This window comes from Streptomyces sp. NBRC 110028 (genome assembly GCF_001417735.1).
In the GTDB taxonomy this organism is placed as follows: domain Bacteria; phylum Actinomycetota; class Actinomycetes; order Streptomycetales; family Streptomycetaceae; genus Streptomyces.
On record NZ_BBUZ01000047.1, the window covers coordinates 1 to 25338 of the forward strand.

Here is a 25338-nt window from a genome sequence, read left to right on the forward strand (position 1 = left end):
GAGGGACGTCCGGGCCTTCGGTTCAGGCCGTGGCAACCAGGTCCTTACAGACCGGCCGCCGCGCGGAGGGCGTCGACGCGGTCGGTGCGCTCCCAGGTGAAGTCGGACTCCTCACGGCCGAAGTGGCCGTAGGCCGCCGTCTGGGCGTAGATCGGGCGGAGCAGGTCCAGGTCGCGGATGATCGCGGCCGGACGCAGGTCGAAGACCTCGGAGATGGCCTTCTCGATCTTCTCGACGTCGATCGTGGCGGTGCCGAAGGTCTCGACGAAGAGACCGACCGGCTCGGCCTTGCCGATGGCGTAGGCGACCTGGACCTCGCACCGCTGGGCGAGGCCCGCGGCGACGACGTTCTTGGCGACCCAGCGCATCGCGTACGCGGCGGAGCGGTCGACCTTGGACGGGTCCTTGCCGGAGAAGGCGCCGCCGCCGTGGCGGGACATGCCGCCGTAGGTGTCGATGATGATCTTGCGGCCGGTGAGGCCGGCGTCGCCCATCGGGCCGCCGATCTCGAAGCGGCCGGTCGGGTTGACCAGCAGCCGGTAGCCCTCGGTGTCCAGCTTGATGCCGTCCTCGACCAGCTGGTTCAGCACGTGCTCGACCACGAACTCCCGGATGTCCGGAGCCAGCAGCGAGTCCAGGTCGATGTCGGAGGCGTGCTGCGAGGAGACGACGACGGTGTCCAGGCGGACCGCCTTGTGGCCGTCGTACTCGATGGTGACCTGGGTCTTGCCGTCCGGGCGCAGGTACGGGATGGTCCCGTTCTTCCGGACCTCGGACAGCCGGCGGGAGAGCCGGTGCGCCAGGTTGATCGGCAGCGGCATCAGCTCGGGCGTCTCGTCGCACGCGTAGCCGAACATCAGGCCCTGGTCGCCCGCACCCTGCTTGTCCAGCTCGTCCCCCCGGTCGCCCTCGGCGGCACCCTCGACCCGCAGCTCGTAGGCGGAGTCGACGCCCTGGGCGATGTCGGGGGACTGCGAGCCGATCGACACCGAGACGCCGCAGGAGGCGCCGTCGAAGCCCTTCTTCGACGAGTCGTAGCCGATGTCGAGGACCTTGTTGCGGACGAGCGTCGCGATATCGGCGTACGCCTTGGTGGTCACCTCACCGGCGACATGGACCAGGCCGGTGGTGATCAGGGTCTCGACGGCGACCCGGGAGGTCGGGTCCTCCTTGAGGAGAGCGTCGAGGATGGAATCGCTGATCTGGTCAGCGATCTTGTCGGGGTGACCCTCGGTCACGGATTCCGAGGTGAACAGGCGGCGGGACACATCGCTCCCTGGGGTTGCAGCGGCTGCTGGCTGATCATGGGCGGGACCGCCCGGGGGCTGCGCCCGATGCGGTTCCTGGGCCAGTTTATCCGGCTCTTCCGCCGGTCGAGCATTCCCGTCTCACAAGACGGGCAGGCCATGACCTGGAACATACCTCGCCTCGAGCCGAAATACAGCAAGGCCCCCATGACAGAAAACCGTCATGGTCCGAACGGGCGCTCCCGCCCTGGATCAACCCACGGTGGCGGCAATGCCTACCCACGTACGGCCGAAGGTCACGCGAAGGTCTTGTGAAGATCGCGCGAAGACGGTCGCGGGCTCAGCCGAAACGGGCTGCCACCAGATCCCACACGGTCTCGGCCAGGGCGTCCTTCGGGCCGTACGGGACGGGCGTCTCGGTGCCGTCCGCGCCGAGCACCACCGCCTCGTTCTCCTCCGAGCCGAAGGTCTTGTGCTCCCCCACCTCGTTCACCACGAGCAGATCGCAGCCCTTGCGGGCGAGCTTCGCCCGGCCGTTGACGAGGACGTCGTCGGTCTCGGCGGCGAACCCGACGACGACCTGGCCGGGGCGGGCGCGCTCGGCGGAGATTTCCGCGAGGACGTCCGGGTTGCGCACCAGAGCGACCGGTTCGGGCTCCTGCCCGTCCCGCTTCTTGATCTTTCCCGGGGCGTAGCGGGCGGGCCGGAAGTCGGCGACCGCGGCGGCCATCACCACCGCGTCGGCGTCCGCGGCGGCCTTCAGGACCGCCTCCCGCAGCTGGACCGCGGTCCCCACCCGCACCACATCGGCACCGGCCGGGGCGGGCAGCTCGCTGTTGGCCGAGACAAGAGTCACCCGGGCGCCCCGGGCCACAGCGGCCCGGGCCAGCGCGTACCCCTGCTTGCCGGTGGAGCGGTTGCCCAGGTAGCGCACCGGGTCCAGCGGCTCGCGAGTGCCTCCGGCGCTGATCACCACATGGCGTCCGGCCAGGTCGGCGCGCACCGCCTCGGGGCCGCGGGCCAGCACCCGGCGGCAGACCTCGAAGATCTCCTGGGGGTCCGGCAGCCGCCCCTTGCCGGTGTCCACCCCGGTCAGCCGCCCGACGGCGGGCTCGATGACCACGGCGCCGCGGCGGCGCAGGGTCGCCACGTTCTCCTGGGTCGCGGGGTGCTCCCACATCTCGGTGTGCATGGCGGGGGCGAAGAGGACCGGACATCGGGCGGTCAGCAGCGTATTGGTCAGCAGGTCGTCGGCGAGGCCATGGGCGGCCTTGGCGAGCAGATCGGCGGTGGCGGGGGCGACCACGACCAGGTCCGCGGACTGGCCGATGCGCACGTGCGGCACCTCGTGGACGGACTCCCACACCTCGGTGCCCGCCGGATTCCCGGAGAGCGCCGACCAGGTGGCCTCGCCGACGAAGTGCAGCGCCGAGGTGGTCGGCACGACGCGCACGTCATGCCCGGACTCCGTCAGCCGCCGCAGCAGCTCGCACGCCTTGTAGGCGGCGATCCCGCCGCCGACCCCCAGCACGACCCTGGGCCTGTCCGCCATGGCCATCGCTCGCCTCTTCCCCGCCGTTTACGAACCGATACGTACCCATGACACACCACAAGCCCGGCAGCGAGGCCGCCGGGCCGGTGATGAGCGATGTGCCGGACCTACTGAGCCGGGCCCTCGATGGCCTCGGAGGTCAGCAGACCCGCGTTGATCTCGCGGAGCGCGATCGACAGCGGCTTCTCGTGGACGTGGGTGTCCACCAGGGGGCCGACGTACTCGAGCAGACCCTCACCGAGCTGCGAGTAGTACGCGTTGATCTGACGGGCACGCTTGGCCGCGTAGATCACGAGGCTGTACTTCGAGTCGGTCGCCTCGAGCAGCTCATCAATCGGAGGGTTGATGATGCCCTCGGGCGCGGTCATGGGAGAGGACACTCTCTAGCCTTCCTTATTACGCCTCATGGCAAGAATGAATTGAAGATCAAGCCACTCGCATCAAGGCTAGCAGCTCACTCGCCACGTCCTCGACGGAGGTGTTGACCAGGGTCGTATCGAACTCGGATTCGGCGGCCAGCTCGACGCGGGCCGCTTCCAGCCGCCGCTCGATGACCTCGGGCGCCTCGGTCCCCCGGCCGGTGAGCCGGCGGACCAGCTCCTCCCAGCTGGGTGGGGCGAGGAAGACCAGCTGGGCCTCCGGCATGGACTCGCGGATCTGCCGCGCGCCCTGCAGGTCGATCTCCAGCAGCACCGGCTCGCCCGCGTCGAGCCGGTCGATGACCGCCTCACGGGGGGTGCCGTAGCGGTTGCCGGCGAACTCGGCCCACTCCAGCAGCTCACCGTTGGCGATCAGCTTGTCGAACTCACCGTCGTCCACGAAGAAGTACTGGACACCGTGCCGCTCACCGGGGCGGGGCCTGCGGGTCGTGGCGGAGACCGAGAGCCAGACCTGGGGGTGTGCCTTGCGCATATGCGCGACGACCGTGCTCTTACCGACCCCGGAGGGGCCGGAGAGCACGGTCAGCCGCGGGCGTACTGGATGTGCTGCCATGCAGCAGATTATCCAGGTTCCCGAGCGTGCCGGGAAACGTCAGCCGGCCGCGCCGCCGAACTCACGCTCGAGGGATGCGATCTGGTTGGAGCCGAGCCCGCGCACACGACGGCTCTCGGAGATGCCGAGCCGCTCCATGATCTGCTTGGCGCGGACCTTGCCGACGCCCGGCAGGGACTCCAGGAGGGCGGAGACCTTCATCTTGCCGATGACATCGTTCTCCTGGCCCTGCTTGATGACCTCGTGCAAGGACGCGCCGGAGTGCTTGAGCCGATTCTTGACCTCGGCGCGCTCCCGGCGAGCCGCGGCGGCCTTTTCGAGCGCGGCTGCGCGCTGTTCAGGGGTAAGGGGCGGAAGAGCCACGCCTACGTCACCTCGGATGTCGAACTGTCGGATAGGGACCGGTGAGGAACCTAGTCGGCCCTCACCTGCGGAGCAACGCGCAACGCAACAGCGCGTTCGCTCTCGTCGGAGACTAGCGGCCGATCCCGCTCCAGTCAGCGAGAACAGACGAAAAGTCCTGGTCAGACTCTCTCGACTGGGATATTTAGGGACAAAATAGCTCGGTTATTCGGCCACGGCACGCACGTCATCAGCCATTCGGGCCGCCGCCTCGACCAGCGCGGCAGCGTCCGGACCGTGCTTGAGGACCCCGCGGCTGACGCTCGGGACGACGTTCCGGACCGCCGCGCCGAAGACCTCCGGAAGGTCCGCCGGGGTCGCGCCCTGGGCGCCGATGCCGGGAGCCAGCAGCGGCCCGTCGATCGCCAGGTCCGCGCCGATCCGGTCCGCCGTGCCGCCGAGGGTCGCGCCGACGACCGCGCCGTACGAGCCGAGCGCGCCCCGCTCGGCCTCATCGGCGTTCTCCGCCTTCAGGTGTGCCAGCACCGAGGCGGCGACGGCCGTCCCGCCGGGCCCCGCCGCGTGCTGCACCTCGGCGCCCTCCGGGTTGGACGTCAGCGCCAGCACGAAGACCCCCGCGCCGCTCGCCCGCGCGGTGTCCAGCGCGGGGCGCAGCGAGCCGAAGCCGAGGTAGGGGCTGACGGTGACCGCGTCCGAGAACAGCGGGCTGCCGGGGTCGAGGTAGGCGGCGGCGTACGCGGCCATCGTGGACCCGATGTCGCCGCGCTTGGCGTCCATCAGGACCAGCGCCCCGGCGTCCCGGGCGTCCGCCACGGCCCGCTCCAGCACGGCGATGCCGCGCGAGCCGAAGCGCTCGAAGAAGGCCGACTGCGGCTTGAGGACGGCGACGCGCCCGGCGAGCGCGTCCACGACGGTCCGCGTGAACCGCTCGAGCCCCGCGACATCGTCGCCGAGGCCCCAGTCGGCGAGCAGGGAGGCGTGCGGGTCGATGCCGACGCAGAGCGGCCCGCGCTCGTCCATGGCCCGTCGCAGGCGCGTACCGAAGGGGGTGGGCGGGGTCATGGTTCTCTCCTCGAAGAAGGGGCACTCCCAGCCCCTCCGGCGCTTGAGGAGCGGGGTCCGGGGGCGGCGCCCCGGCGGGGGTGTGGGGGGCGGAAGCCCCCGCCCACTACGCGGCGGGGGCCTCGGCGCCCACGGCGTCGGCCAGGGTCTGGTACGGGGACGCGGCGAGCCGGGCGGCCAGCCCGCGATGGATCTCGCGGGCCCAGAACGGCCCGCGGTAGATGAACGCGCTGTAGCCCTGCACCAGCGTCGCCCCCGCGAGGATCCGCTCCCACGCGTCGTCGGCCGTCTCGATCCCGCCCACGCCCACGAGCGTGAGCCGGTCCCCCACCCGGGCGTGCAGGCGGCGCAGGACCTCCAGCGAGCGCGCCTTGAGCGGGGCGCCGGACAGGCCGCCGGTCTCGGCGGTGAGCTGCGCCGGGGAGGTGAGGCCCAGCCCCTCCCGCGCGATCGTCGTGTTCGTGGCGATGATGCCGTCCAGGCCCAGTTCGACGGCGAGGTCGGCGACCGCGTCCACGTCCGCGTCGGCCAGATCCGGCGCGATCTTCACCAGCAGCGGCACCCGGCGCCCGGTGACCGTGCGGTCGGCGGCCTCGCGCACCGCGGTCAGCAGCGGCCGCAGCTGGTCGACGGCCTGGAGGTTCCGCAGTCCGGGGGTGTTGGGCGAGGAGACGTTGACGACGAGGTAATCCGCGTGGGCGGCCAGTCGCTCGGTCGAGGTCACATAGTCGGCGACCGCTTCCGCCTCCGGGACGACCTTGGTCTTGCCGATGTTGACGCCGACCGTCGTACGGAAGGCGGCGCGGCGGGCCGCGAGCCGGTCGGCGACGGCGGCCGAGCCGTCGTTGTTGAAGCCCATGCGGTTGATCAGCGCGCGGTCGCCGACCAGCCGGAAGAGCCGCTTCTTGGGGTTGCCGGGCTGCGGCTGACCGGTGACGGTGCCGATCTCGACATGGTCGAAGCCGAGCATGGCCATGCCGTCGATCCCGGCGGCGTTCTTGTCGAACCCGGCGGCGAGCCCGAACGGCCCGTGCATCCGCAGGCCCAGCGCCTCGGTGCGCAGCGCCGTGTCGCGGGGGGCGAGGACTGCCGCGAGACACGTGCGCAGGACGGGGACGCGGGCGGCCAGCCGGATCCAGCCGAAGGCCAGGTGGTGGGCCGCTTCCGGGTCCATGCGCCGGAAGATCAGGTTGAAGAGCAGCGAGTACATGAGGGGCTTTCTGCGCGCGGGAAGCGGGAAAAGCGGGACGGGAAAAAGGGGGGCTCGCCAAGAGGGGGACACCGGCCGGTGTCCCCCTCTCTCGCCTCACTCCCCGCGGGCGGCGGTCAGATGTTCCGCGTGTTCCTGGAGCGACCGGACGCCGACCGTGCCCCGGCCCAGGGACTCGATGCCCTGGACGGCGGCGGCGAGGGCCTGGACGGTGGTCAGGCACGGGACGCCGCGGGCGACGGCCGCCGTACGGATGTCGTAGCCGTCGAGCCGGCCGCCGGTGCCGTACGGGGTGTTGACGATCAGGTCGACCTGGCCGTCGTGGATGAGCTGGACGATGGTCTTCGTACCGTCCGGCCCCTCCCCCTCGCTGTGCTTGCGGACGACGGTGGCGTTGATCCCGTTGCGCTTGAGCACCTCCGCCGTGCCCGAGGTGGCCAGCAGCTCGAAGCCGAGGCCGACCAGCTCCCGGGCCGGGAAGATCATCGAGCGCTTGTCGCGGTTGGCGACGGAGACGAAGGCGCGCCCCTTGGTGGGCAGCGCGCCGTACGCCCCGGCCTGCGACTTGGCGTACGCCGCGCCGAAGACCGAGTCGATGCCCATGACCTCACCGGTCGAGCGCATCTCCGGGCCGAGGATGGTGTCCACCCCGCGCCCCGAGGCGTCGCGGAACCGCGACCAGGGCATCACGGCCTCCTTGACGGAGATCGGCGCGTCCAGCGGCAGGGTGCCGCCGTCGCCGGTCGCGGGCAGCAGGCCCTCCGCGCGCAGCTCGGCGATGGTCGCGCCCAGCGAGATCCGGGCGGCGGCCTTGGCCAGCGGTACGGCGGTGGCCTTGGAGGTGAAGGGGACCGTACGCGAGGCGCGCGGGTTCGCCTCCAGGACGTACAGGATGTCCCCGGCCATCGCGAACTGGATGTTGATCAGTCCGCGGACGCCGACGCCGCGCGCGATGGCCTCGGTGGAGGCGCGCAGCCGCTTGATGTCGAAGCCGCCGAGGGTGATCGGGGGCAGCGCGCAGGCCGAGTCGCCGGAGTGGATGCCGGCCTCCTCGATGTGCTCCATGACGCCGCCGAGGTACAGCTCCTGGCCGTCGTAGAGCGCGTCGACGTCGATCTCGATCGCGTCGTCGAGGAAGCGGTCGATCAGCACCGGGTGCTCGGAGATGAGGCCCGCGTGGCGCTCCAGGTACGCGGCGAGCGAGGGCTCGTCGTAGACGATCTCCATGCCGCGGCCGCCCAGGACGTACGAGGGGCGGACCATGACCGGGTAGCCGATCTCGGCGGCGATGCCCTTGGCCTGTTCGAAGGAGAACGCGGTGCCGTACTTGGGGGCGGGCAGCCCGGCCTCGGTCAGCACCCGGCCGAAGGCGCCGCGCTCCTCGGCGAGGTTGATCGCCTCGGGCGAGGTGCCGACGATGGGCACGCCGTTGTCCTTGAGGGCCTGGGCGAGGCCGAGCGGGGTCTGGCCGCCGAGCTGGACGACGACGCCCGCGACCGGGCCCGCCTGCTGTTCGGCGTGGACGATCTCCAGGACGTCCTCCAGGGTGAGCGGCTCGAAGTAGAGCCGGTCGGAGGTGTCGTAGTCGGTGGAGACGGTCTCCGGGTTGCAGTTGACCATGACGGTCTCGTAGCCCGCGTCGTGCAGCGCGAAGGAGGCGTGGACGCACGAGTAGTCGAACTCGATGCCCTGGCCGATGCGGTTGGGCCCGGAGCCGAGGATGATCACGGCCGGGGTCTCGCGCGGCGCGACCTCGCTCTCCTCGTCGTAGGAGGAGTAGAAGTACGGGGTCCTGGCGGCGAACTCGGCGGCGCAGGTGTCGACCGTCTTGTAGACGGGCCGGATGCCGAGCGCGTGCCGCACCTCGCGGACCACGTCCTCGCGCAGCGAGCGGATCCCGGCGATCTGGGCGTCGGAGAAGCCGTGCCGCTTGGCCTCGGCGAGCAGCTCGGGGCCGAGCTTGTCGGCGGCCGCCAGCTCGTCCGCGATCTCCTTGATCAGGAACAGCTGGTCCACGAACCAGGGGTCGATCTTCGTGGCGTCGAAGACCTCCTGCGGGGTGGCCCCGGCGCGGATCGCCGCCATGACGGTGTTGATCCGGCCGTCGGTGGGGATGTCGGCCCGCTCCAGCAGCGCGGACTTCTCTCCGGGGTCGCCGGTGAAGTCGAACTGGCTGCCCTTCTTCTCCATCGAGCGCAGCGCCTTCTGCAGCGCCTCGGTGAAGTTGCGGCCGATGGCCATGGCCTCGCCGACCGACTTCATGGTGGTGGTGAGGCGGGCGTCGGCGGCGGGGAACTTCTCGAACGCGAACCGCGGCACCTTGACCACGACGTAGTCGAGCGTGGGCTCGAAGGACGCCGGGGTCTTCTCGGTGATGTCGTTGGGGATCTCGTCCAGTGTGTAGCCGACGGCCAGCCGGGCGGCGATCTTCGCGATCGGGAAGCCGGTGGCCTTGGAGGCCAGCGCGGAGGACCGGGAGACGCGCGGGTTCATCTCGATGACGATGACCCGGCCGTCCTCGGGGTTGACCGCGAACTGGATGTTGCAGCCGCCGGTGTCGACGCCGACCTCGCGGATGACGGCGATGCCGATGTCCCGCAGCACCTGGTACTCGCGGTCGGTCAGCGTCATCGCCGGGGCGACGGTGATCGAGTCGCCGGTGTGGACGCCCATGGGGTCGAAGTTCTCGATGGAGCAGACGACCACGACGTTGTCGTGCTTGTCGCGCATCAGCTCCAGCTCGTACTCCTTCCAGCCCAGGATCGACTCCTCCAGCAGCACCTCGGTGGTCGGGGAGAGCGTCAGGCCCGTGCCCGCGATGCGGCGCAGCTCCTCCTCGTCGTGCGCGAAGCCGGAGCCGGCGCCGCCCATGGTGAAGGAGGGGCGGACGACGACGGGGTAGCCGCCGAGGTGCTCGACACCCGCGAGGACCTCGTCCATGGAGTGGCAGATGTACGAGCGGGCGGACTCGCCGTGGCCGATCTTGGCGTTGACGGCCTCGACGACCTCCTTGAACCGGTCGCGGTCCTCGCCCTTGTGGATCGCCTCGACGTTGGCGCCGATCAGCTCGACGCCGTACTCGTCGAGGGTGCCCGCCTCGTGCAGGGAGATGGCGGTGTTCAGGGCGGTCTGGCCGCCGAGGGTCGGCAGCAGCGCGTCGGGGCGCTCCTTGGCGATGATCTTCTCGACGTACTCCGGGGTGATCGGCTCGACGTACGTGGCGTCGGCGATCTCCGGGTCGGTCATGATCGTGGCCGGGTTGGAGTTGACCAGAATGACCCGCAGGCCCTCGGCCTTCAGCACCCGGCAGGCCTGGGTGCCGGAGTAGTCGAACTCGGCGGCCTGGCCGATGACGATCGGGCCGGAGCCGATGACCAGGACGGACTGGATGTCGGTGCGCTTAGGCACGCTGGCCCTCCATCAGGGTGACGAAGCGGTCGAACAGGTACCCGGCGTCGTGCGGGCCCGCGGCGGCTTCGGGGTGGTACTGGACGCTGAACGCTGGGCGGTCGAGCAGGCGCAGCCCCTCGACCACGTTGTCGTTGAGGCAGACGTGGGAGACCTCGGCCCGCCCGTAGGGGGTGTCGCTGGGCGCGTCGAGCGGGGCGTCCACGGCGAAGCCGTGGTTGTGCGCGGTGACCTCCACCTTGCCGGTGGTGCGGTCCTGCACCGGCTGGTTGATGCCGCGGTGGCCGTACTTCAGTTTGAAGGTGCCGAAGCCGAGCGCGCGGCCCAGGATCTGGTTGCCGAAGCAGATGCCGAACAGCGGGGTGGACCGCTCCAGGACGGCGCGCATGAGGGAGACGGGGTGCTCGGCGGTGGCCGGGTCGCCCGGGCCGTTGGAGAAGAACACGCCGTCGGGGTTCACCGCGTAGAGGTCGTCCACGGTGGCGGTGGCGGGCAGGACGTGCACCTCGATGCCGCGCTCGGCCATCCGGTGCGGGGTCATGCCCTTGATGCCGAGGTCGACGGCGGCGACGGTGAACCGCTTGGTGCCGATCGCGGGGACGACGTACGTCTCCCGCGTCGCCACCTCGCCGCTCAGGTCGGCGCCCTTCATCTGCGGGGCGGCCTGCACCCGGGCGAGCAGCGCGGCCTCGTCCGCGAGCGCCTCGCCGGAGAAGATGCCCACGCGCATGGCGCCGCGCTCGCGCAGATGGCGGGTGAGGGCGCGGGTGTCGACACCGCTGATGCCGACGACGCCCTGGGCGGTCAGCTCCTCGTCCAGCGAGCGGCGGGAGCGCCAGTTGGACGGCGTACGGGCCGGATCGCGCACCACATAGCCGGAGACCCAGATGCGGCCGGACTCGGGGTCCTCGTCGTTGACGCCCGTGTTGCCGATGTGCGGGGCGGTCATGACGACGACCTGGCGGTGGTAGGACGGGTCGGTCAGGGTCTCCTGGTAGCCGGTCATCCCGGTGGAGAACACGGCCTCGCCGAAGGTCTCCCCCACGGCCCCGTAGGCGCGGCCACGGAAGGTGCGGCCGTCCTCCAGGACGAGAACGGCGGGGGTCTGGGCCCCCCTGGTGGAGGTCGTCATCGTGCGCCTTCCTGGTTGTGCTCGGTGTGCTTGACGTCGTCGGTGACATCGGGGGCGTCGGCATCGGGGGCGTCGAGGGCTTCGACCCAGGCCGCGTGCTCGGCGGCGTGGTCGGAGCGGAAGCCGGAGTCGATCCGCCGGTCGCCGTGGCTCCAGGTGATGATCAGCAGCCCGCCCTCGGCGAGGACCTTGCCCGCGATGCCCTTGTCGAGCCGCGCGCCGCGCAGGCTCGCCGCCGGGATGAAGAAGTCCTGGGCGCCGGGCCGTACGACGCTCACGCCCTCCTCGGTGAGGGTCAGCTCGACGCGGCTGCGGGTGCCGAGACCGTGGGCCACGATGCGGTCGAGCCACTGTCCGGCGGTGGTGGAGCCGTGGTAGCGGCCGGTGAGCGCCAGCTTCGCGGGGCCCGGTTCGGCCGGAGCCTCGGGCAGCTCGGGCAGATCGCCCTGGAGGGTGCCGCGCCAGTTCCAGCCCTCGCGCATCAGCCAGTAGACCAGCGCGATGACGAGCAGCAGGCCGACGACCCAGCCGATGCGGGCGGCCCAGTCGGTGACGTCCTGGGACCGCTGCTCAGCTGCCAGATGGGTCAGAGTTATCACGCCAGTTTCCCGTCCACGACCGTTGCCCGGCCCCGCAGGAAGGTGTGCGTCACCCGGCCCGGCAGTTCCCGGCCCTCGTAGGGGGTGTTGCGGCTGCGGGAGGCGAAGCCCGCGGGGTTCACCTCACCACGGTATGCGGAGTCCAGCAGGGTGAGGTTGGCGGGTTCCCCGGCGGCGATCGGCCGGCCCTGGCCGGTGAGCCGGCCGATGGCGGAGGGGCGGGTGGACATCCGGTCGGCGACGCCCGCCCAGTCCAGCAGCCCGGTGTCGACCATGGTGTGCTGGACGACGGACAGTGCGGTCTCCAGGCCGACCATGCCCATGGCCGCCGCGCCCCACTCGCAGTCCTTGTCCTCGTGCGGGTGCGGGGCGTGGTCGGTGGCGACGCAGTCGATGGTGCCGTCGGCCAGCGCCTCGCGCAGCGCCATGACGTCGGCCTCGGTGCGCAGCGGCGGGTTCACCTTGTAGACGGGGTTGTAGGAGCGGACCAGCTCGTCGGTGAGCAGCAGGTGGTGCGGGGTGACCTCGGCGGTGACGTTCCAGCCCTTGGACTTGGCCCAGCGGACGATCTCGACCGAGCCCGCGGTGGACAGATGGCAGATGTGCACACGGGAGCGGACGTGCGCGGCAAGCAGCACGTCGCGGGCGATGATCGACTCCTCGGCGACGGCCGGCCAGCCGCCCAGGCCCAGTTCGGCGGAGACGATGCCCTCGTTCATCTGGGCGCCCTCGGTGAGCCGCGGCTCCTGGGCGTGCTGGGCGATGACGCCGTCGAACGCCTTCACGTACTCCAGGGCGCGGCGCATGATCACGGCGTCGTCGACGCACTTGCCGTCGTCGGAGAAGACCCGGACCCCGGCGGCGGAGTCGTGCATGGCGCCCAGTTCGGCGAGCTTCTTGCCCTCCAGGCCGACGGTGACGGCGCCGACGGGCTGCACGTCGCAGTAGCCGGACTCCTTGCCGAGCCGCCACACCTGTTCCACGACGCCCGCGGTGTCGGCGACGGGGAAGGTGTTGGCCATGGCGTGGACGGCGGTGAAGCCGCCGACCGCGGCGGCCTTGGTGCCGGTGAGGACCGTCTCGGAGTCCTCCCGGCCGGGCTCGCGCAGATGGGTGTGGAGGTCGACCAGGCCCGGCAGCAGGATCTGCCCGGCGGCGTCGATCACGGTGGCGCCGTCCGCGCCGAGGCCAGTGCCGACGGCGGCGATGCGCTCGCCCTCGATCAGCACGTCCCGCGGCTCGCCGCCGAGCACCTGCGCGCCGCGCAGCAGCGTCTTGTTCGTGTCGCTCATGGTTACTGGTTCTCCTCGGTGCGGGCGGCGGCGACGGCGGGCTCGTTACCGCCGAGCAGCAGGTACAGGACGGCCATGCGGATCGAGACGCCGTTGGCGACCTGCTCGACGGCGGTGCAGCGGTCGGAGTCGGCGACCTCGGCGGTGATCTCCATGCCGCGGTTCATGGGGCCGGGGTGCATCACGATGGCGTGCTCGGGCATCCGGGCCATGCGGTCGGCGTCCAGGCCGTAGCGGCGCGCGTACTCGCGCTCGGTGGGGAAGAAGGCGGCGTTCATGCGCTCGCGCTGGACCCGCAGCATCATCACGGCGTCGGACTTGCCCACCACCGCGTCCAGGTCGTACGAGACGTCACAGGGCCAGCTCTCGACGCCGAAGGGGACGAGCGTGGGCGGGGCGACCAGGGTGACGTCGGCGCCGAGGGTGGACAGCAGGTGGACGTTGGAGCGGGCGACCCGGCTGTGCAGCACGTCGCCGACGATGGTGATCCGGCGGCCGGACAGGTCCTGGCCCACGCCGGAGGCCCCGGAGGCCAGCCGGCGGCGCATGGTGAACGCGTCGAGCAGCGCCTGGGTGGGGTGCTCATGGGTGCCGTCGCCCGCGTTGACGACGGAGCCCTTGATCCAGCCGGAGGTGGCGAGCCGGTGCGGGGCGCCGGAGGAGTGGTGCCGGATGACGACGGCGTCGGCGCCCATCGCCTCCAGGGTGAGCGCGGTGTCCTTCAGGGACTCGCCCTTGGAGACCGAGGAGCCCTTGGCGGAGAAGTTGATGACGTCGGCGGACAGCCGCTTGGCGGCCGCCTCGAAGGAGATGCGGGTGCGGGTCGAGTCCTCGAAGAAGAGGTTCACGACGGTGCGGCCGCGCAGGGTGGGCAGCTTCTTGATCGGCCGGTCGGCGAGCCGGGCCAGCTCCTCGGCGGTGTCGAGGATCAGGACGGCGTCGTCGCGCGAGAGGTCGGCGGCCGAGATGAGGTGACGCTTCATCCGGGTGCTCCGTGGGTGAGGAGGTGTGCGGGCGTGCGGGCGTGCGGGCGCCTGGTCCGGTGCCGGGCCGTGGGGCCCTCGCACCGGTCGTCCGACGGGCCGGGTACCCCGGGATCGCCGGGAGCCGTCGCCGTCGGTTCCCGGGGCGCTACTGTCCGTCCGCGGGGGTGGTCCCGCGCAGGCCGAGGAGCACGCTGTCGCGCCCGTCCTCCTCGGTGAGCTGGACCTTGACCGTCTCCCGCAGCGACGTGGGGAGGTTCTTGCCGACGTAGTCGGCCCGGATCGGCAGTTCCCGGTGGCCGCGGTCGACGAGGACCGCGAGCTGGACGGCGCGCGGCCGGCCGATGTCACCGAGGGCGTCGAGCGCGGCGCGGATGGTGCGGCCGGAGAAGAGCACGTCGTCGACGAGGACGACCAGACGGCCGTCGACGCCGTCGCCGGGGATGTCGGTGCGGGCCAGCGCGCGGGCGGGCCGCAGGCGCAGGTCGTCGCGGTACATCGTGATGTCGAGCGAGCCGACCGGCAGCTCACCGGGCGACCTGCCGGTGATCTCCTCCAGCCGGGCGGCCAGCCGCCGGGCGAGGAAGACACCGCGGGTGGGGATGCCGAGCAGCACCACGTCGTCGGCGCCCTTGGCGCGCTCGACGATCTCGTGGGCGATGCGGGTCAGGACACGCGCGATGTCCGGTGCTTCCAGCACGGAACGCGCGGCGTCCGAGGTACGAGCGTCCATGGGATACGGACCTCCTTCTCCGCCTCACGGGACGGACCTTAAAGGACGTCGGATTTGCGCCATTCACAGTAGCAGGGGCGCACGGGGCGCTCGCCAACACCCCTGGCGAGAGCCCCTCCGCACCATTCGGCTTGACGAATGGAGATTACGCTACGTAACCTTCACAGTGAGTTACCAGCCGCGCGGCGGAGCCGCACGTCGATTCAGTGTCCGGGGAGCTTTATGTCCAGCGAATACGCCAAACAGCTCGGGGCCAAGCTCCGCGCCATCCGCACCCAGCAGGGCCTCTCCCTTCACGGCGTCGAGGAGAAGTCCCAGGGCCGGTGGAAGGCCGTGGTGGTGGGATCGTACGAGCGCGGGGACCGCGCCGTGACCGTCCAGCGTCTCGCCGAACTGGCCGACTTCTACGGCGTCCCGGTGCAGGAGCTGCTGCCGGGCACCAGCCCGGCCGGGGCGGCCGAGCCGCCGCCGAAGCTGGTGCTTGACCTGGAGCGGCTGGCCCATGTGCCGGTCGAGAAGGCGGGCCCGCTCCAGCGGTACGCCGCCACGATCCAGAGCCAGCGCGGTGACTACAACGGCAAGGTGCTCTCGATCCGCCAGGACGATCTGCGCACCCTCGCCGTGATCTACGACCAGTCGCCTTCCGTGCTGACCGAACAGCTGATCAGCTGGGGAGTGCTGGGCGCCGACGCGCGCCGCGCGGTCCAGCACGAGGATGTGTGAGGCGCGCCCTTCGCGCTCTCGCACCCCTCTCCACCAGCAGAAACGTGCCGCCGGGGGCGGTGGAGGTGCCATCTGGCCTCCACCGCCCCCGGCGGCTTTGTGACGTCCTGCTTCCTTAACCCTGGGTCTCTCCCGAGGCCTGGGTCTCCGAGTCGCGGCGCAGTCCCGGCTTCAGCTCCTTGAGCCGGCCCAGCAGGCCGTTGACGAACGACGGCGAGTCGTCGGTGGAGAACTCCTTGGCGAGCTGCACCGCCTCGTCGATCACCACCGCGTCCGGAGTCGCGTCCTCCCACACCAGCTCATAGGCGCCGAGCCGCAGGATGTTCCGGTCGACGACCGGCATCCGGTCCAGCGTCCAGCCCACCGCGTAGGTGGCGAGCAGTTCGTCGATCCGGGCGGTGTGCTCCGCGTACCCCTCGACGAGCTGCATCGTGTATTCGCTGACCGGCGGCTGCCGATCGTCGGTCCGGGCGTGCCGTATCCAGTCCGCGAGGACGGTCTGCACGGAGCTGCCACGCTGATCGGCCTCGAAAAGGATCTGAAAGGCACGCTTACGGGCCTTGTTGCGGGCAGCCACGGTTAGTTGTTCACCCGACCGAGGTACTCACCGGAACGGGTGTCGACCTTGATCTTCTCACCGGTGGTGATGAAGAGCGGGACGCCGATCTCGTAGCCGGTCTCGAGCTTGGCGGGCTTGGAGCCACCGGTCGAGCGGTCACCCTGGACGCCGGGCTCGGTGTACTCGATCACCAGCTCGACGGCGGCGGGCAGCTCGACATACAGAGGGTTGCCCTCGTACATCGCCACGACCGCCTCGAAACCCTCGAGCAGATACCGGGCGTTGTCGCCGACGACCTCGGGGGTGACATAGATCTGGTCGAACGTGTCCATGTCCATGAACACGAAGCTCTCGCCGTCCTTGTACGAGAACTGCATGCCGCGCTTGTCGACATTGGCCGTCTCGACCTTCACGCCGGCGTTGAAGGTCTTGTCGACCACCTTGCCGGACAGCACGTTCTTGAGCTTGGTGCGCACGAAAGCGGGGCCCTTGCCGGGCTTGACGTGCTGGAACTCGACGACGGACCAGAGCTGGCCGCCGTCTAGCTTGAGCACCATGCCGTTCTTGAGGTCGTTCGTGGATGCCACGGTTGCGGGATCTCCTGGACTGCAGCTGGTGGAGACCAAAAGGCCGCGACGCGCCGTTATCAGCCAGGGCCGCCAGCGGAAAACTGTCAGCCAGGACTACAGCGCGAGCAGCTCTTTGGTCGTGATGGTGAGTAGCTCGGGTCCGCCGTCCGCCTCGGGGCGGACGACGAGCGTGTCGTCGATCCGGACACCGCCCCGTCCCGGGAGGTGGACCCCCGGTTCGACGGTGACCGGCACACAAGCGTCCAGTTTACCCATGGCCGACGGCGACAGCCGAGGGTCCTCGTCGTTTTCCAGGCCCACACCGTGTCCGGTACGCGCCTCGAGCCCCTCCCCGTACCCCGCGGCGTCCAGCACCTGACGGGTCACCCGGTCCACGTCCCGGTACGCCATTCCCGGCAGCAGGGCCTCCCGTCCGGCCCGCTGAGCGGCGAAGACGATGTCGTACAGCTCGACCTGCCAGTCCGCGGGCGAGGGGCCGACGACGAACGTACGGCCCACCTGGCAGCGGTACCCCCGGTAGTCGGCGCCCAGGCAGATGGTGAGGAAATCGCCCTCCTCCACCCGGCGGTCGGTGGGCAGATGCCCGGCCCGGCCCGCGTGCGGCCCCGCGGCGACCACGGTGGGGAAGGCCGGTCCGTCCGCGCCGTGATCCACCAGCCGCCGCTCCAGCTCCAGCGCGAGATGGCGCTCGGTACGGCCCACCAGGATCGACTCCAGCAGCTCGCCGAGGGCCTGGTCGGCCAGCTCCCCGGCGATCCGCATGCACGAGATCTCCTCGTCGTCCTTGACGATCCGCAGCTGCTCGACGGCCCGCCCCAGGTCGGCGAGGCGCAGCCGCGGCACGGCGGAGCCGACCGCCCGGTGGCGGGCCACGGTCAGATCGTGCTCCTCGACGGCCAGCGACTCGGCGCCGTCCGCCGCCGCCAGGTCGGCCGCGGCCACGGCCGGGTCGCCGTCCGCCCCGCGCCCGGACAGCACGAGGACCCGCAGATCCTCCGGATGCGGCCCCGGCACCGGCCCCCACGAGGACGCCTCGGGCGCCACCAGGACGTCCTGGACGGGTCCGAGGAGCAGTGCGGCGCCCGGGGGCGCGTCGCCGCACAGATAGCGCACATTGGCGGGCCGGGAGACCAGGGCGGCCTCGCTCCCTGCCGCCGCGTACTGGTCGTGCAGGCGGGCACGTCGGGCCGCGTACACCTGGGACATGCCCCGAGCGTACGCACTCCGCCCCGCCCCGGCCGTCCGGAAGGGGCCGGACGGGGGCCCGGCCCGGTACTCGGGATGCCCCGGGCTGTCGTCAGAAGGCGGGCGGGCTGGCGATGGAGCGGGCCACCACCTCGTCCAGCATGCGGGCGGTGGTCTCCACGTCGTACGTCGAGTTGTCGATGATCGGCAGGCCCGAGCCGTACCAGCCCGCCATCCGGCCGTGGATCCGGGCGACCTCCTCGTCGCTGAGGCGGCGGTTGCCGCTGCGGGCCGCGTTCCGCTCCAGGACGATTTCGAGGCCGGGCAGCACCACCACGGGCAGCAGGCCCGGGCCGACGTGCCGCTTCCAGCCGCCGAGGCCGACGACGGGGCGGTCGGGGAAGACGGCGTCGTCGAGGATGCAGGAGATGCCGTTGGCCAGGAAGTTCCGGGCGGCGAAGCCGCAGGTGCGGCGGGCGAGGCGGTACTGCGCCTCGGAGTTCTCGTTCCAGCCCGACTGGGGGTTGGCGAAGCCCGACCTGACCCATTCGCGGACGTCGTCGAGGCTGATGTGGGCGGTGGGCACCCGGCGGCGGTCGGCCCAGTGGCGGGCGACGGTGGTCTTGCCCGCCCCGGCCGGTCCGATGAGCAGCACGGCGACGGCGGCCTGCGAGGCGTCGGCCATCGCCGGGTCGGCGGGCGGGTGGGGCAGCGGGACGGGCCCGCCGGGCGGCAGCTGGATGTGGCCGGTGGTGCCGGGGTGGTCGACGGGCGGTCCGGGGGGCGGCTGCGGGGTGGGGTGCCCGGCGGTCTGCGGATGGCCCGCCACCGGGGGTGCGGGCGCGGGCGGTGCGGGGGCCGGGGGCACGAACCCCGGCGGCATGGGCGCCGAGGGGTGCGCGGGCGGGACCGGTGGAGCGGGCGCCGGGGGTACGGGCGGGGCCGGGGGGTGCTGCTGGGAACCGGGGGGCTGACTCGCGCTCTGGGCCCAGCCTGCGCCCTGCGGCCCGGGCCCCTGCCCCGCCGGCCGGTGGGACGGTGGCAGCGGAGCTCCCACTGCGTGCTGCATCCGGTGGCACTCCGTCTCGTACGGGCGGCAGTCGTGGCGGACAACTGTCGCGTGGTGACGCGGCGCTGAGGCCGCTCCTACCGAACGGTACCTGCCCCGTGCGCCGCTGTGTGAACGCCCCGGAAACCCGATGAGTGCCCGTCTCGACGCGTCAGCCAGGCAATTCGTCCGCGGGGGCCCGCAACTGCGGGCAAACTCCGCGGTGTTCGAAAGCCCGCGGCGGGGCCGCGGGCTTCGATGGCGATGACACAGTTGTGACCGGATCCGGTCAGCTCCGGGAGGTCTCCCCGGAGACCTCGCCGTACGCGGCGAGCAGCACCGCCGGGTCCGGCCCTTCCAGCACGGTCGGCTTGGCGATGCCGTCCAGCACGATGAAGCGCAGCAGGTCACCGCGGGTCTTCTTGTCGACCTTCATGGTCTCCAGCAGCTTGGGCCACTGGTCGCCGCGGTAGGTGAGCGGCAGGCCGACGGACTCCAGGACGGCGCGGTGCCGGTCGGCGGTGGCGTCGTCCAGACGGCCCGCGAGGCGGCCCAGTTCGGCGGCGAAGACCATGCCGACGGAGACGGCGGCGCCGTGCCGCCAGTTGTAGCGCTCGTTCTTCTCGATGGCGTGCGCGAGGGTGTGCCCGTAGTTGAGGATCTCGCGCAGCCCGGATTCCCTGAGGTCGCTGGAGACGACCTCGGCCTTGACCCGGATGGACCGCTCGATCAGCTCGGCGGTGTGCGCCCCGCCGGGGGTGCGGGCCGCGGCCGGGTCCTGCTCGATCAGCTCCAGGATGGCCGGGTCGGCGATGAATCCGGCCTTGATGATCTCGGCGAGGCCGCTGATGTAGTCGTTGACCGGAAGCGAGTCCAGCGCGGCCAGGTCGCACAGCACCCCGGCCGGGGGGTGGAAGGCGCCGACGAGGTTCTTGCCCTCGGCGGTGTTGATGCCGGTCTTGCCGCCGACCGCCGCGTCGACCATGCCGAGCACGGTCGTCGGGACGGCGATCCAGCGCACCCCGCGCAGCCAGGTCGCGGCGACGAAGCCCGCGAGGTCGGTGGTCGCGCCGCCGCCGACGCCGACGATGACGTCGCTGCGGGTGAAGCCGGTCTGGCCCAGCGCCTTCCAGCAGTACGCGGCGACCTCGGCGGTCTTGGCCTCCTCCGCGTTCGGCAGCTGGATCGCGATGGCCTCGTACCCCTGGTCGGCGAGGTCCTGGCGGATCGCCTCACCGGTCTCGGCCAGCGCCTCGGGGTGCAGGACGGCGACGCGCTGACGATTGCCGTGGCGCGCGGCGCCTCCGTCGAGGGTGGTGGTGGGAGACGGGCGGGCATCGCCGATCAGCCCGGGCAGCTCGCCCAGGAGCTGCCGGCCGACCAGGACCTCGTACGGCGCGGTGCCCGCCGTGCCGCCGACCTGGATGCGCGTGGGGGTGTCGGTGCTCATGCCTTCTTCAGCTCCAGTGCGTCCATGACGGCGTCGGCGACCTCGTCGGGGGTGCGGCCCTCGGTCGTCACGACGGCTCGGGCGACTTCGGTGTACAGCGGGCGGCGCTGCTCCATCAGCTCGCGCCAGCGCTGGCGCGGGTTGACGGCGAGCAGCGGGCGGGGGGCGTCCAGGCCGGTGCGCTTGACGGCCTCGGCGACGCCCATCTCCAGGAAGACCACCGGCAGGCCGGTGAGCAGGGCGCGGGTGTCCGGGTCGAGGATCGCGCCGCCGCCGAGCGCCAGCACGCCCGGGTGCCCGGTGACGGCGGCCCGTACGGCCTGCCGCTCCAGCTCACGGAAGTGGGGCTCGCCCTCGTCGATGAAGATCTCGGAGATCTCCTTGCCCGCGGTCGCCACGATGTCGGTGTCGGTGTCGCGGAACGTGGTGTCCAGCCGCTCGGCGAGCACCCGTCCGACGGTGCTCTTACCGACGCCCATGGGCCCGACCAGCACCGCGGCGGGCCCCTCCGGTGCGCTGGGCGCGGTCACCGGATGGCCAGGCTGTCGAGGAAGCCCCGGACGTTGCGGCGGGTCTCGGTGACCGAGTCGCCGCCGAACTTCTCGGCGACCGCTTCGGCCAGGACCAGGGCGACCATGGCCTCGGCGACGATACCGGCGGCCGGTACCGCGCACACGTCCGAGCGCTGGTGGTGGGCCTTGGTGGCCTCGCCGGTGGTGACGTCGACGGTGGCCAGCGCCCGGGGCACGGTCGCGATCGGCTTCATCGCGGCCCGTACTCGCAGCAGTTCGCCCGTGCTCAGCCCGCCCTCGGTGCCGCCGGAGCGGCCGGAGGAGCGCCTGATGCCCTCGTCGGTCGACACGATCTCGTCGTGCGCCTGGGAGCCGGGCACCCGGGCGAGGTCGAAGCCGTCGCCGACCTCGACGCCCTTGATGGCCTGGATGCCCATCAGCGCGGCGGCCAGCCGCGCGTCCAGCCGGCGGTCCCAGTGCACATGCGAGCCGAGGCCCACCGGCACGCCGTACGCCAGCACCTCGACGACGCCGCCGAGGGTGTCGCCGTCCTTGTGGGCCTGGTCGATCTCGGCCACCATCGCCTTGCTCGCGTCGGCGTCCAGGCAGCGCACCGGGTCGGCGTCGAGCCGCTCGACGTCGGACGGCTCGGGGTAGACCCCGTACGGGGCCTTGGCCGAGGCCAGCTCGGTCACATGGGAGACGATCTCGATCCCGGCCGTCTCCTTGAGGTAGGAGCGGGCGACGGTGCCGAGGGCGACGCGGGCGGCGGTCTCGCGGGCGCTGGCGCGCTCCAGGATGGGCCGGGCGTCCGCCACACCGTACTTCTGCATGCCGGCGAGGTCGGCGTGGCCGGGACGGGGGCGGGTCAGCGGCGCGTTACGGGCCAGTCCCTCCAGGACCTCGGGGTCGACCGGGTCGGCCGACATGACCTGCTCCCACTTGGGCCACTCGGTATTGCCGATCATGATCGCGACCGGGGAGCCGAGGGTCAGACCGTGCCGGACGCCGCCGAGGAAGGTGACCTCGTCACGCTCGAACTTCATCCGCGCCCCGCGGCCGTAACCGAGCCGGCGCCGCGCGAGGGCGTCCGCCACCATCTCGGTGGTGACCGGCACCCCTGCGGGCAGTCCTTCCAGCGTCGCCACAAGCGCGGGGCCGTGCGACTCCCCCGCGGTCAGCCAGCGCAACCTGCTCAACGGTGCTCCCTCATGCTCATGCTCGCGCCTCGACGTCCAGGGGCTCGGCCCGGTGCGCGGCTCGGGCCGGCCACCTCCGATCCTCCCACGGCGCGGATTCCGCCGAGGGCCCACGTCCAGCGTACGGACGTGCGACGCGATAGGGGCGGCAGGCGCTGCGCCTGCCGCCCCTTCCTCACTGAGCGGAGCACCACGCGGAACTGGCCGGAATCCAGAAGTACGGCGGACCACCCCCGCTGTGGCGGGGAGCGCGTGGCTCACCAGGAGAACGATCCCGACTGCGCCTGGTTACACTCCGCGGGCGGCGAGGGCCGCCTCGCCTGCCTCGCGCATCACGGCGAGCGGCGCCGGGGCGCGCCCGGTGATTTGCTCGACCTGCGGCACGGCCTGGTGGACCAGCAGGTCGAGACCGCCGACCACGACGCCGCCGCGCACGGACCAGGCGGCGGCCAGCGCGGTCGGCCAGGGGTCGTAGAGGACGTCGAAGAGCGTGCCGGGGCGCTCGGGGACGGACGCCGCGAGCGCGTCGGTCGTCCCGGCGGGGGTGGTGGCGATCACCAGCGGGGCGTCGAAAGCCTCGGCCGCGGCGCCCCAGTCCGCCGTGCGCACCGGCACGCCCAGCCGCTCGCCCCACTGCCGCATCTCGGCCGCCCGGGCGTCGCTGCGGACGTACGCGGTGACCTCGCCGTCGCAGACGCGGGCGAGCGCGGCCAGCGCGGAGGAGGCGGTGGCCCCGGCGCCCAGGACGGCGGCCCGCTCCACCCGCTGGACGCCGCGCTCGGCGAGCGCCGCCACCATGCCGGGGATGTCGGTGTTGTCGCCGAGCCGTCGTCCGTCGTCGGTCAGGACGACGGTGTTGACCGCCTCCACCGAGGCCGCCGTGTCGCTGACGCGGTCCAGCAGCGGGATGACCGCGCGCTTGAGCGGCATGGTGACGGAGAACCCCGCCCAGTCCGGCTCGCCCGGTCCGCCGAGCCGCTCGAAGAAGCCCGGCAGCGCCGCCTCGTCCAGCTCGACGGTGCCGTAGTGCCAGCCGTCGAGCCCCAGCTTCCGGTACGCGGCGTTGTGCAGCGCCGGGGAGAGGGAGTGGGAGACCGGCGAGCCGAGCACGGCTGCCCTGCGGTTGTGCGACATCTTTCCTCAGCCGTTGTTCTCGCGCTGCTGCTTGTTGAACTTCTCGACCCACTTCTGGTGTTCCGCGTAGGTCTTGGAGAACTGGCTCTTGTTGCCGATCGCCACGAAGTAGTACCAGCCGTCGCTGGTCGGGTTCATCGACGCCTTGAGCGCGTCCGCGCCGGGGTTCCCGATCGGGCCCGGCGGCAGGCCCTTGTAGAAGTAGGTGTTGTACGGGTTGTCGTAGCCCTTGATCTCGCTGACCGAGATGTCGAGCTTGCTCTGGTTCTTGATGTAGTTGTACGTCGAGTCGAATTCCAGCTTGCCGTTGGTCTGGCTGTTGCCGGGTTCGAGCCGGTTGTAGACCACCTCGGCCATCTTGCGGAAGTCATCGTGTGTGATGCCCTCGGCCTGGACCAGGCTCGCCACGGTGATGAGTTGCAGGGGACTCTTGAGACCCAGCTCCCTGGCTTTGCCCTCCAGATCCTGCCGCGCGTAGTTCCGCTTGGCCTCGGCGACCATCTTGCGCAGCACGTCCGCGGGCTCGGCGTTCTTGCCCACGCTGTAGCGGGAGGGGTAGAGGAATCCTTCCAGCGGGTCCTTGATCTTGGCATTGTCGTTCGCCCAGGAAGGCAGGCCGAGGTTCTCGGCTTCCTTCTTGGCGATGCCCGCGGTGGTGCCCGTCTTTGCGCCGGTCTTCTTGTCGATCGCCGCGTAGACCGCCGCGCCGCGCATGCCCTCGGTGACGATCAGGGCGTTGCTGCTGGCGGGGCTGAGCATCAGCTTCACCGCGGCCGCGCCGGACATTTCCTTACGGAGGGTGTAGCTGCCCGGCTGGACGAACTTGCCGCTGTCCTCGACGGCTTCCACGAAGGCGCCGCTGCTCTTGATCACGCCCTTTTCGGCGAGGATGCTGCCGATTTCGGCGTTGCCCGAGCCGTCGGGCACCTCCACCTCGACCTGGCCGGAGCCCTGGCCCTCGTAGTCCGGCGCCGGGCCGAAGCGGGTCTGCCAGAAGTCGTAGGCGAAGTAGCCGCCTCCGCCGACGGCACCCACCAGGACGACGGTGACGAAGAGGCAGGCGACCCCGCTGCGGCGCTTGGGCCCGGCCTTCCCTTTCGCCTTGGGCTTCCTGCCCTTCTGGGAGCGGCCCTCGGAGTCGTCGGCGTCGTGCCCCGCGTCGTCGTCGGAGGCGAAGAACGGGTGGTCATCCTTCGGGGCGTCCTGCCGGGATACCTGGGGCTCGGGCTCCTGTGCCTCCTGCGGCACCTGGGGCATCTGCTGGGTCTCCCCCGGCGTCTGCGCGTCCTGCTGCCGCGGCGGCTCGTGCGCCGCCTGCTGCGGGTAGCCCTCCTGGGCGCCGCCCTGGGCCGCGTAGCCGTACGGATCGTTCGGGTCCGTCCCGGCGCTGTAGGAGCCGTCCCAGCCGGGGTTGCCGCCGGGGTCGTACCCCTGCTGGCTGCCTTGCTGCCCGTACTGCTCCCATGACGGCTGCTGTTGCTGCTGCGGGAACGGCTGGGCGTCCTGCGGGTATCCGTGCGGGTACTGCTGGTGTCCGTAGGGGTCCTGCCCGTAGACGTCCTGGCCGGGGGCGCCCTGGGCGTATCCGTTCTGGGCGTAGGCATCCTGCGCGTAGGCGTCCTGGGCGTAGCCGTCGTGCGGGTAACCGGCCTGCGCGTAGGGACCCTGTCCGTAGGGGTCGTTCGGGTCCGGCGGGTACGGCTCCTGCCCGGTCACCGCCTGATGCCCGCCCCATCCCTGGTCCCCGTACAACGGGTCCTCGGAATGCCACGGTTGGGAGCCGGGTCCCCGGCCGTACTCAGTCATCGAACCCCTAGCGACGGCGGTGGCAGCCACCGAGTGCGCTCGCGGCACAAGAGATGGCTGCCATGTCGCGCGGAACGTTACCGTATCGCGATCAGATGACCACTTCGACGGCCTCGCCCGGCGCCCGGCCGGAGGCCCGCTCGGTCTCCAGCGCGCTCTGCAGAATGACCACCGCGGCTGCCTGGTCAACGACCGAACGGCCCTTCTTGGACGACACCCCGGAAGCCCGGAGTCCGTGCGCCGCTGTGACGGTCGTCATACGCTCGTCGACCAGCCTTACGGACACCGGCTGGACCCGCCGCGCCAGCTCCCGGGCGAAGGTGCGCACCTTGGCCGCGGCCGGCCCCTCGCGCCCGTTGAGCGAGCGCGGGAGGCCGATCACCACCTCGATGGGCTCATACTCCTCGACGAGGGCCGCAAGCCGCTTGTGGGCGGCCGGGATGTCACGTCCCGGCACGGTCTCCACCGGGGTGGCGAGGATCCCGTCGGGGTCGCACGAGGCGACCCCGATCCGGGCGTCCCCGACGTCGATGGCGATGCGCCGGCCGCGTCGCACGG

The 25338-nt window shown here is 71.6% G+C and carries 24 protein-coding genes; 1 reads left to right on the top strand and 23 read right to left on the bottom strand.

Going from position 1 to position 25338, the window contains the following annotated elements:
• Positions 1–44: 44 nt before the first annotated feature.
• The 13 genes from metK to pyrR all read right to left on the bottom strand — a co-directional run bounded on the left by metK (position 45) and on the right by pyrR (position 14574).
• Positions 45–1268 carry a methionine adenosyltransferase gene (metK, locus tag ASC60_RS33800; RefSeq protein WP_055557530.1) on the bottom strand — a complete coding sequence of 408 codons (1224 nt, stop codon included), beginning with the start codon at positions 1266–1268 and terminating at the stop codon, positions 45–47.
• A gap of 319 nt (positions 1269–1587) precedes the next feature.
• Positions 1588–2805, bottom strand: coding sequence for a bifunctional phosphopantothenoylcysteine decarboxylase/phosphopantothenate--cysteine ligase CoaBC (gene coaBC, locus ASC60_RS33805; RefSeq protein ID WP_055557531.1), 1218 nt, complete (start codon positions 2803–2805; stop codon positions 1588–1590).
• Between the two features lie 101 nt (positions 2806–2906).
• The gene (rpoZ, locus tag ASC60_RS33810; protein ID WP_020867048.1) at positions 2907–3167 is read right to left on the bottom strand and encodes a DNA-directed RNA polymerase subunit omega; all 261 of its coding nucleotides are present in this window, start codon (positions 3165–3167) and stop codon (positions 2907–2909) included.
• 58 nt (positions 3168–3225) lie between these two features.
• Entirely contained in the window at positions 3226–3792 is a 567-nt protein-coding gene (gene gmk / locus ASC60_RS33815; RefSeq protein WP_055557532.1) for a guanylate kinase, read from the bottom strand.
• Between the two features lie 39 nt (positions 3793–3831).
• A complete protein-coding gene (locus ASC60_RS33820) occupies positions 3832–4155 on the bottom strand; it encodes an integration host factor (protein ID WP_009713618.1) in 324 nt (107 codons plus the stop codon).
• 204 nt (positions 4156–4359) lie between these two features.
• Positions 4360–5217, bottom strand: coding sequence for an orotidine-5'-phosphate decarboxylase (gene pyrF, locus ASC60_RS33825; RefSeq protein WP_055557533.1), 858 nt, complete (start codon positions 5215–5217; stop codon positions 4360–4362).
• Positions 5218–5323: 106 nt separating this feature from the next.
• Entirely contained in the window at positions 5324–6427 is a 1104-nt protein-coding gene (locus ASC60_RS33830; RefSeq protein ID WP_055557534.1) for a quinone-dependent dihydroorotate dehydrogenase, read from the bottom strand.
• 96 nt (positions 6428–6523) lie between these two features.
• The gene (carB, locus tag ASC60_RS33835) at positions 6524–9835 is read right to left on the bottom strand and encodes a carbamoyl-phosphate synthase large subunit (RefSeq protein WP_055557535.1); all 3312 of its coding nucleotides are present in this window, start codon (positions 9833–9835) and stop codon (positions 6524–6526) included.
• Positions 9828–10967, bottom strand: a complete 1140-nt coding sequence (gene carA / locus ASC60_RS33840; RefSeq protein ID WP_055557536.1) for a glutamine-hydrolyzing carbamoyl-phosphate synthase small subunit — start codon at positions 10965–10967, stop codon at positions 9828–9830. The genes carB and carA overlap by 8 nt, the downstream gene beginning before the upstream one ends.
• The gene (locus tag ASC60_RS33845) at positions 10964–11566 is read right to left on the bottom strand and encodes a hypothetical protein (protein WP_055557537.1); all 603 of its coding nucleotides are present in this window, start codon (positions 11564–11566) and stop codon (positions 10964–10966) included. The genes carA and ASC60_RS33845 overlap by 4 nt, the downstream gene beginning before the upstream one ends.
• Positions 11563–12858 carry a dihydroorotase gene (locus tag ASC60_RS33850; RefSeq protein WP_055557538.1) on the bottom strand — a complete coding sequence of 432 codons (1296 nt, stop codon included), beginning with the start codon at positions 12856–12858 and terminating at the stop codon, positions 11563–11565. The genes ASC60_RS33845 and ASC60_RS33850 overlap by 4 nt, the downstream gene beginning before the upstream one ends.
• 2 nt (positions 12859–12860) lie before the next feature.
• Positions 12861–13841, bottom strand: coding sequence for an aspartate carbamoyltransferase catalytic subunit (locus ASC60_RS33855; protein WP_055557539.1), 981 nt, complete (start codon positions 13839–13841; stop codon positions 12861–12863).
• Positions 13842–13989: 148 nt separating this feature from the next.
• Positions 13990–14574, bottom strand: a complete 585-nt coding sequence (pyrR, locus tag ASC60_RS33860; protein ID WP_055557540.1) for a bifunctional pyr operon transcriptional regulator/uracil phosphoribosyltransferase PyrR — start codon at positions 14572–14574, stop codon at positions 13990–13992.
• A 222-nt stretch (positions 14575–14796) separates the two neighbouring features.
• Here pyrR and bldD point away from each other — a divergent pair, with 222 nt between their 5' ends.
• Entirely contained in the window at positions 14797–15297 is a 501-nt protein-coding gene (bldD, locus tag ASC60_RS33865) for a transcriptional regulator BldD (protein WP_014056259.1), read from the top strand.
• A gap of 115 nt (positions 15298–15412) precedes the next feature.
• On the opposite strand, the gene nusB is transcribed toward bldD, so the two are convergent.
• The 10 genes from nusB to ruvX form a co-directional block, all read right to left on the bottom strand.
• Positions 15413–15874, bottom strand: coding sequence for a transcription antitermination factor NusB (nusB, locus tag ASC60_RS33870; RefSeq protein ID WP_055557541.1), 462 nt, complete (start codon positions 15872–15874; stop codon positions 15413–15415).
• A gap of 2 nt (positions 15875–15876) precedes the next feature.
• Positions 15877–16443, bottom strand: a complete 567-nt coding sequence (gene efp, locus ASC60_RS33875; RefSeq protein ID WP_055557542.1) for an elongation factor P — start codon at positions 16441–16443, stop codon at positions 15877–15879.
• Between the two features lie 96 nt (positions 16444–16539).
• Complete coding sequence (locus ASC60_RS33880; protein WP_055557543.1) at positions 16540–17652, bottom strand: aminopeptidase P family protein; 1113 nt, start codon at positions 17650–17652, stop codon at positions 16540–16542.
• A gap of 91 nt (positions 17653–17743) precedes the next feature.
• Positions 17744–18700, bottom strand: coding sequence for an AAA family ATPase (locus tag ASC60_RS33885; protein WP_055557544.1), 957 nt, complete (start codon positions 18698–18700; stop codon positions 17744–17746).
• Between the two features lie 268 nt (positions 18701–18968).
• Entirely contained in the window at positions 18969–20129 is a 1161-nt protein-coding gene (gene aroB, locus ASC60_RS33890; RefSeq protein ID WP_055557545.1) for a 3-dehydroquinate synthase, read from the bottom strand.
• Positions 20126–20608: a shikimate kinase gene (locus ASC60_RS33895; RefSeq protein WP_055557595.1), complete on the bottom strand. Its 483-nt coding sequence runs from the start codon at positions 20606–20608 to the stop codon at positions 20126–20128. The genes aroB and ASC60_RS33895 overlap by 4 nt, the downstream gene beginning before the upstream one ends.
• 47 nt (positions 20609–20655) lie before the next feature.
• Complete coding sequence (gene aroC, locus ASC60_RS33900; RefSeq protein WP_055557546.1) at positions 20656–21840, bottom strand: chorismate synthase; 1185 nt, start codon at positions 21838–21840, stop codon at positions 20656–20658.
• A gap of 288 nt (positions 21841–22128) precedes the next feature.
• Positions 22129–22974 carry a shikimate dehydrogenase gene (locus tag ASC60_RS33905; protein WP_055557547.1) on the bottom strand — a complete coding sequence of 282 codons (846 nt, stop codon included), beginning with the start codon at positions 22972–22974 and terminating at the stop codon, positions 22129–22131.
• Between the two features lie 6 nt (positions 22975–22980).
• Positions 22981–24780 carry an endolytic transglycosylase MltG gene (gene mltG / locus ASC60_RS33910; RefSeq protein ID WP_055557548.1) on the bottom strand — a complete coding sequence of 600 codons (1800 nt, stop codon included), beginning with the start codon at positions 24778–24780 and terminating at the stop codon, positions 22981–22983.
• A 91-nt stretch (positions 24781–24871) separates the two neighbouring features.
• A complete protein-coding gene (gene ruvX / locus ASC60_RS33915) occupies positions 24872–25336 on the bottom strand; it encodes a Holliday junction resolvase RuvX (RefSeq protein ID WP_055557549.1) in 465 nt (154 codons plus the stop codon).
• Between the last annotated feature and the right edge of the window lie 2 nt (positions 25337–25338).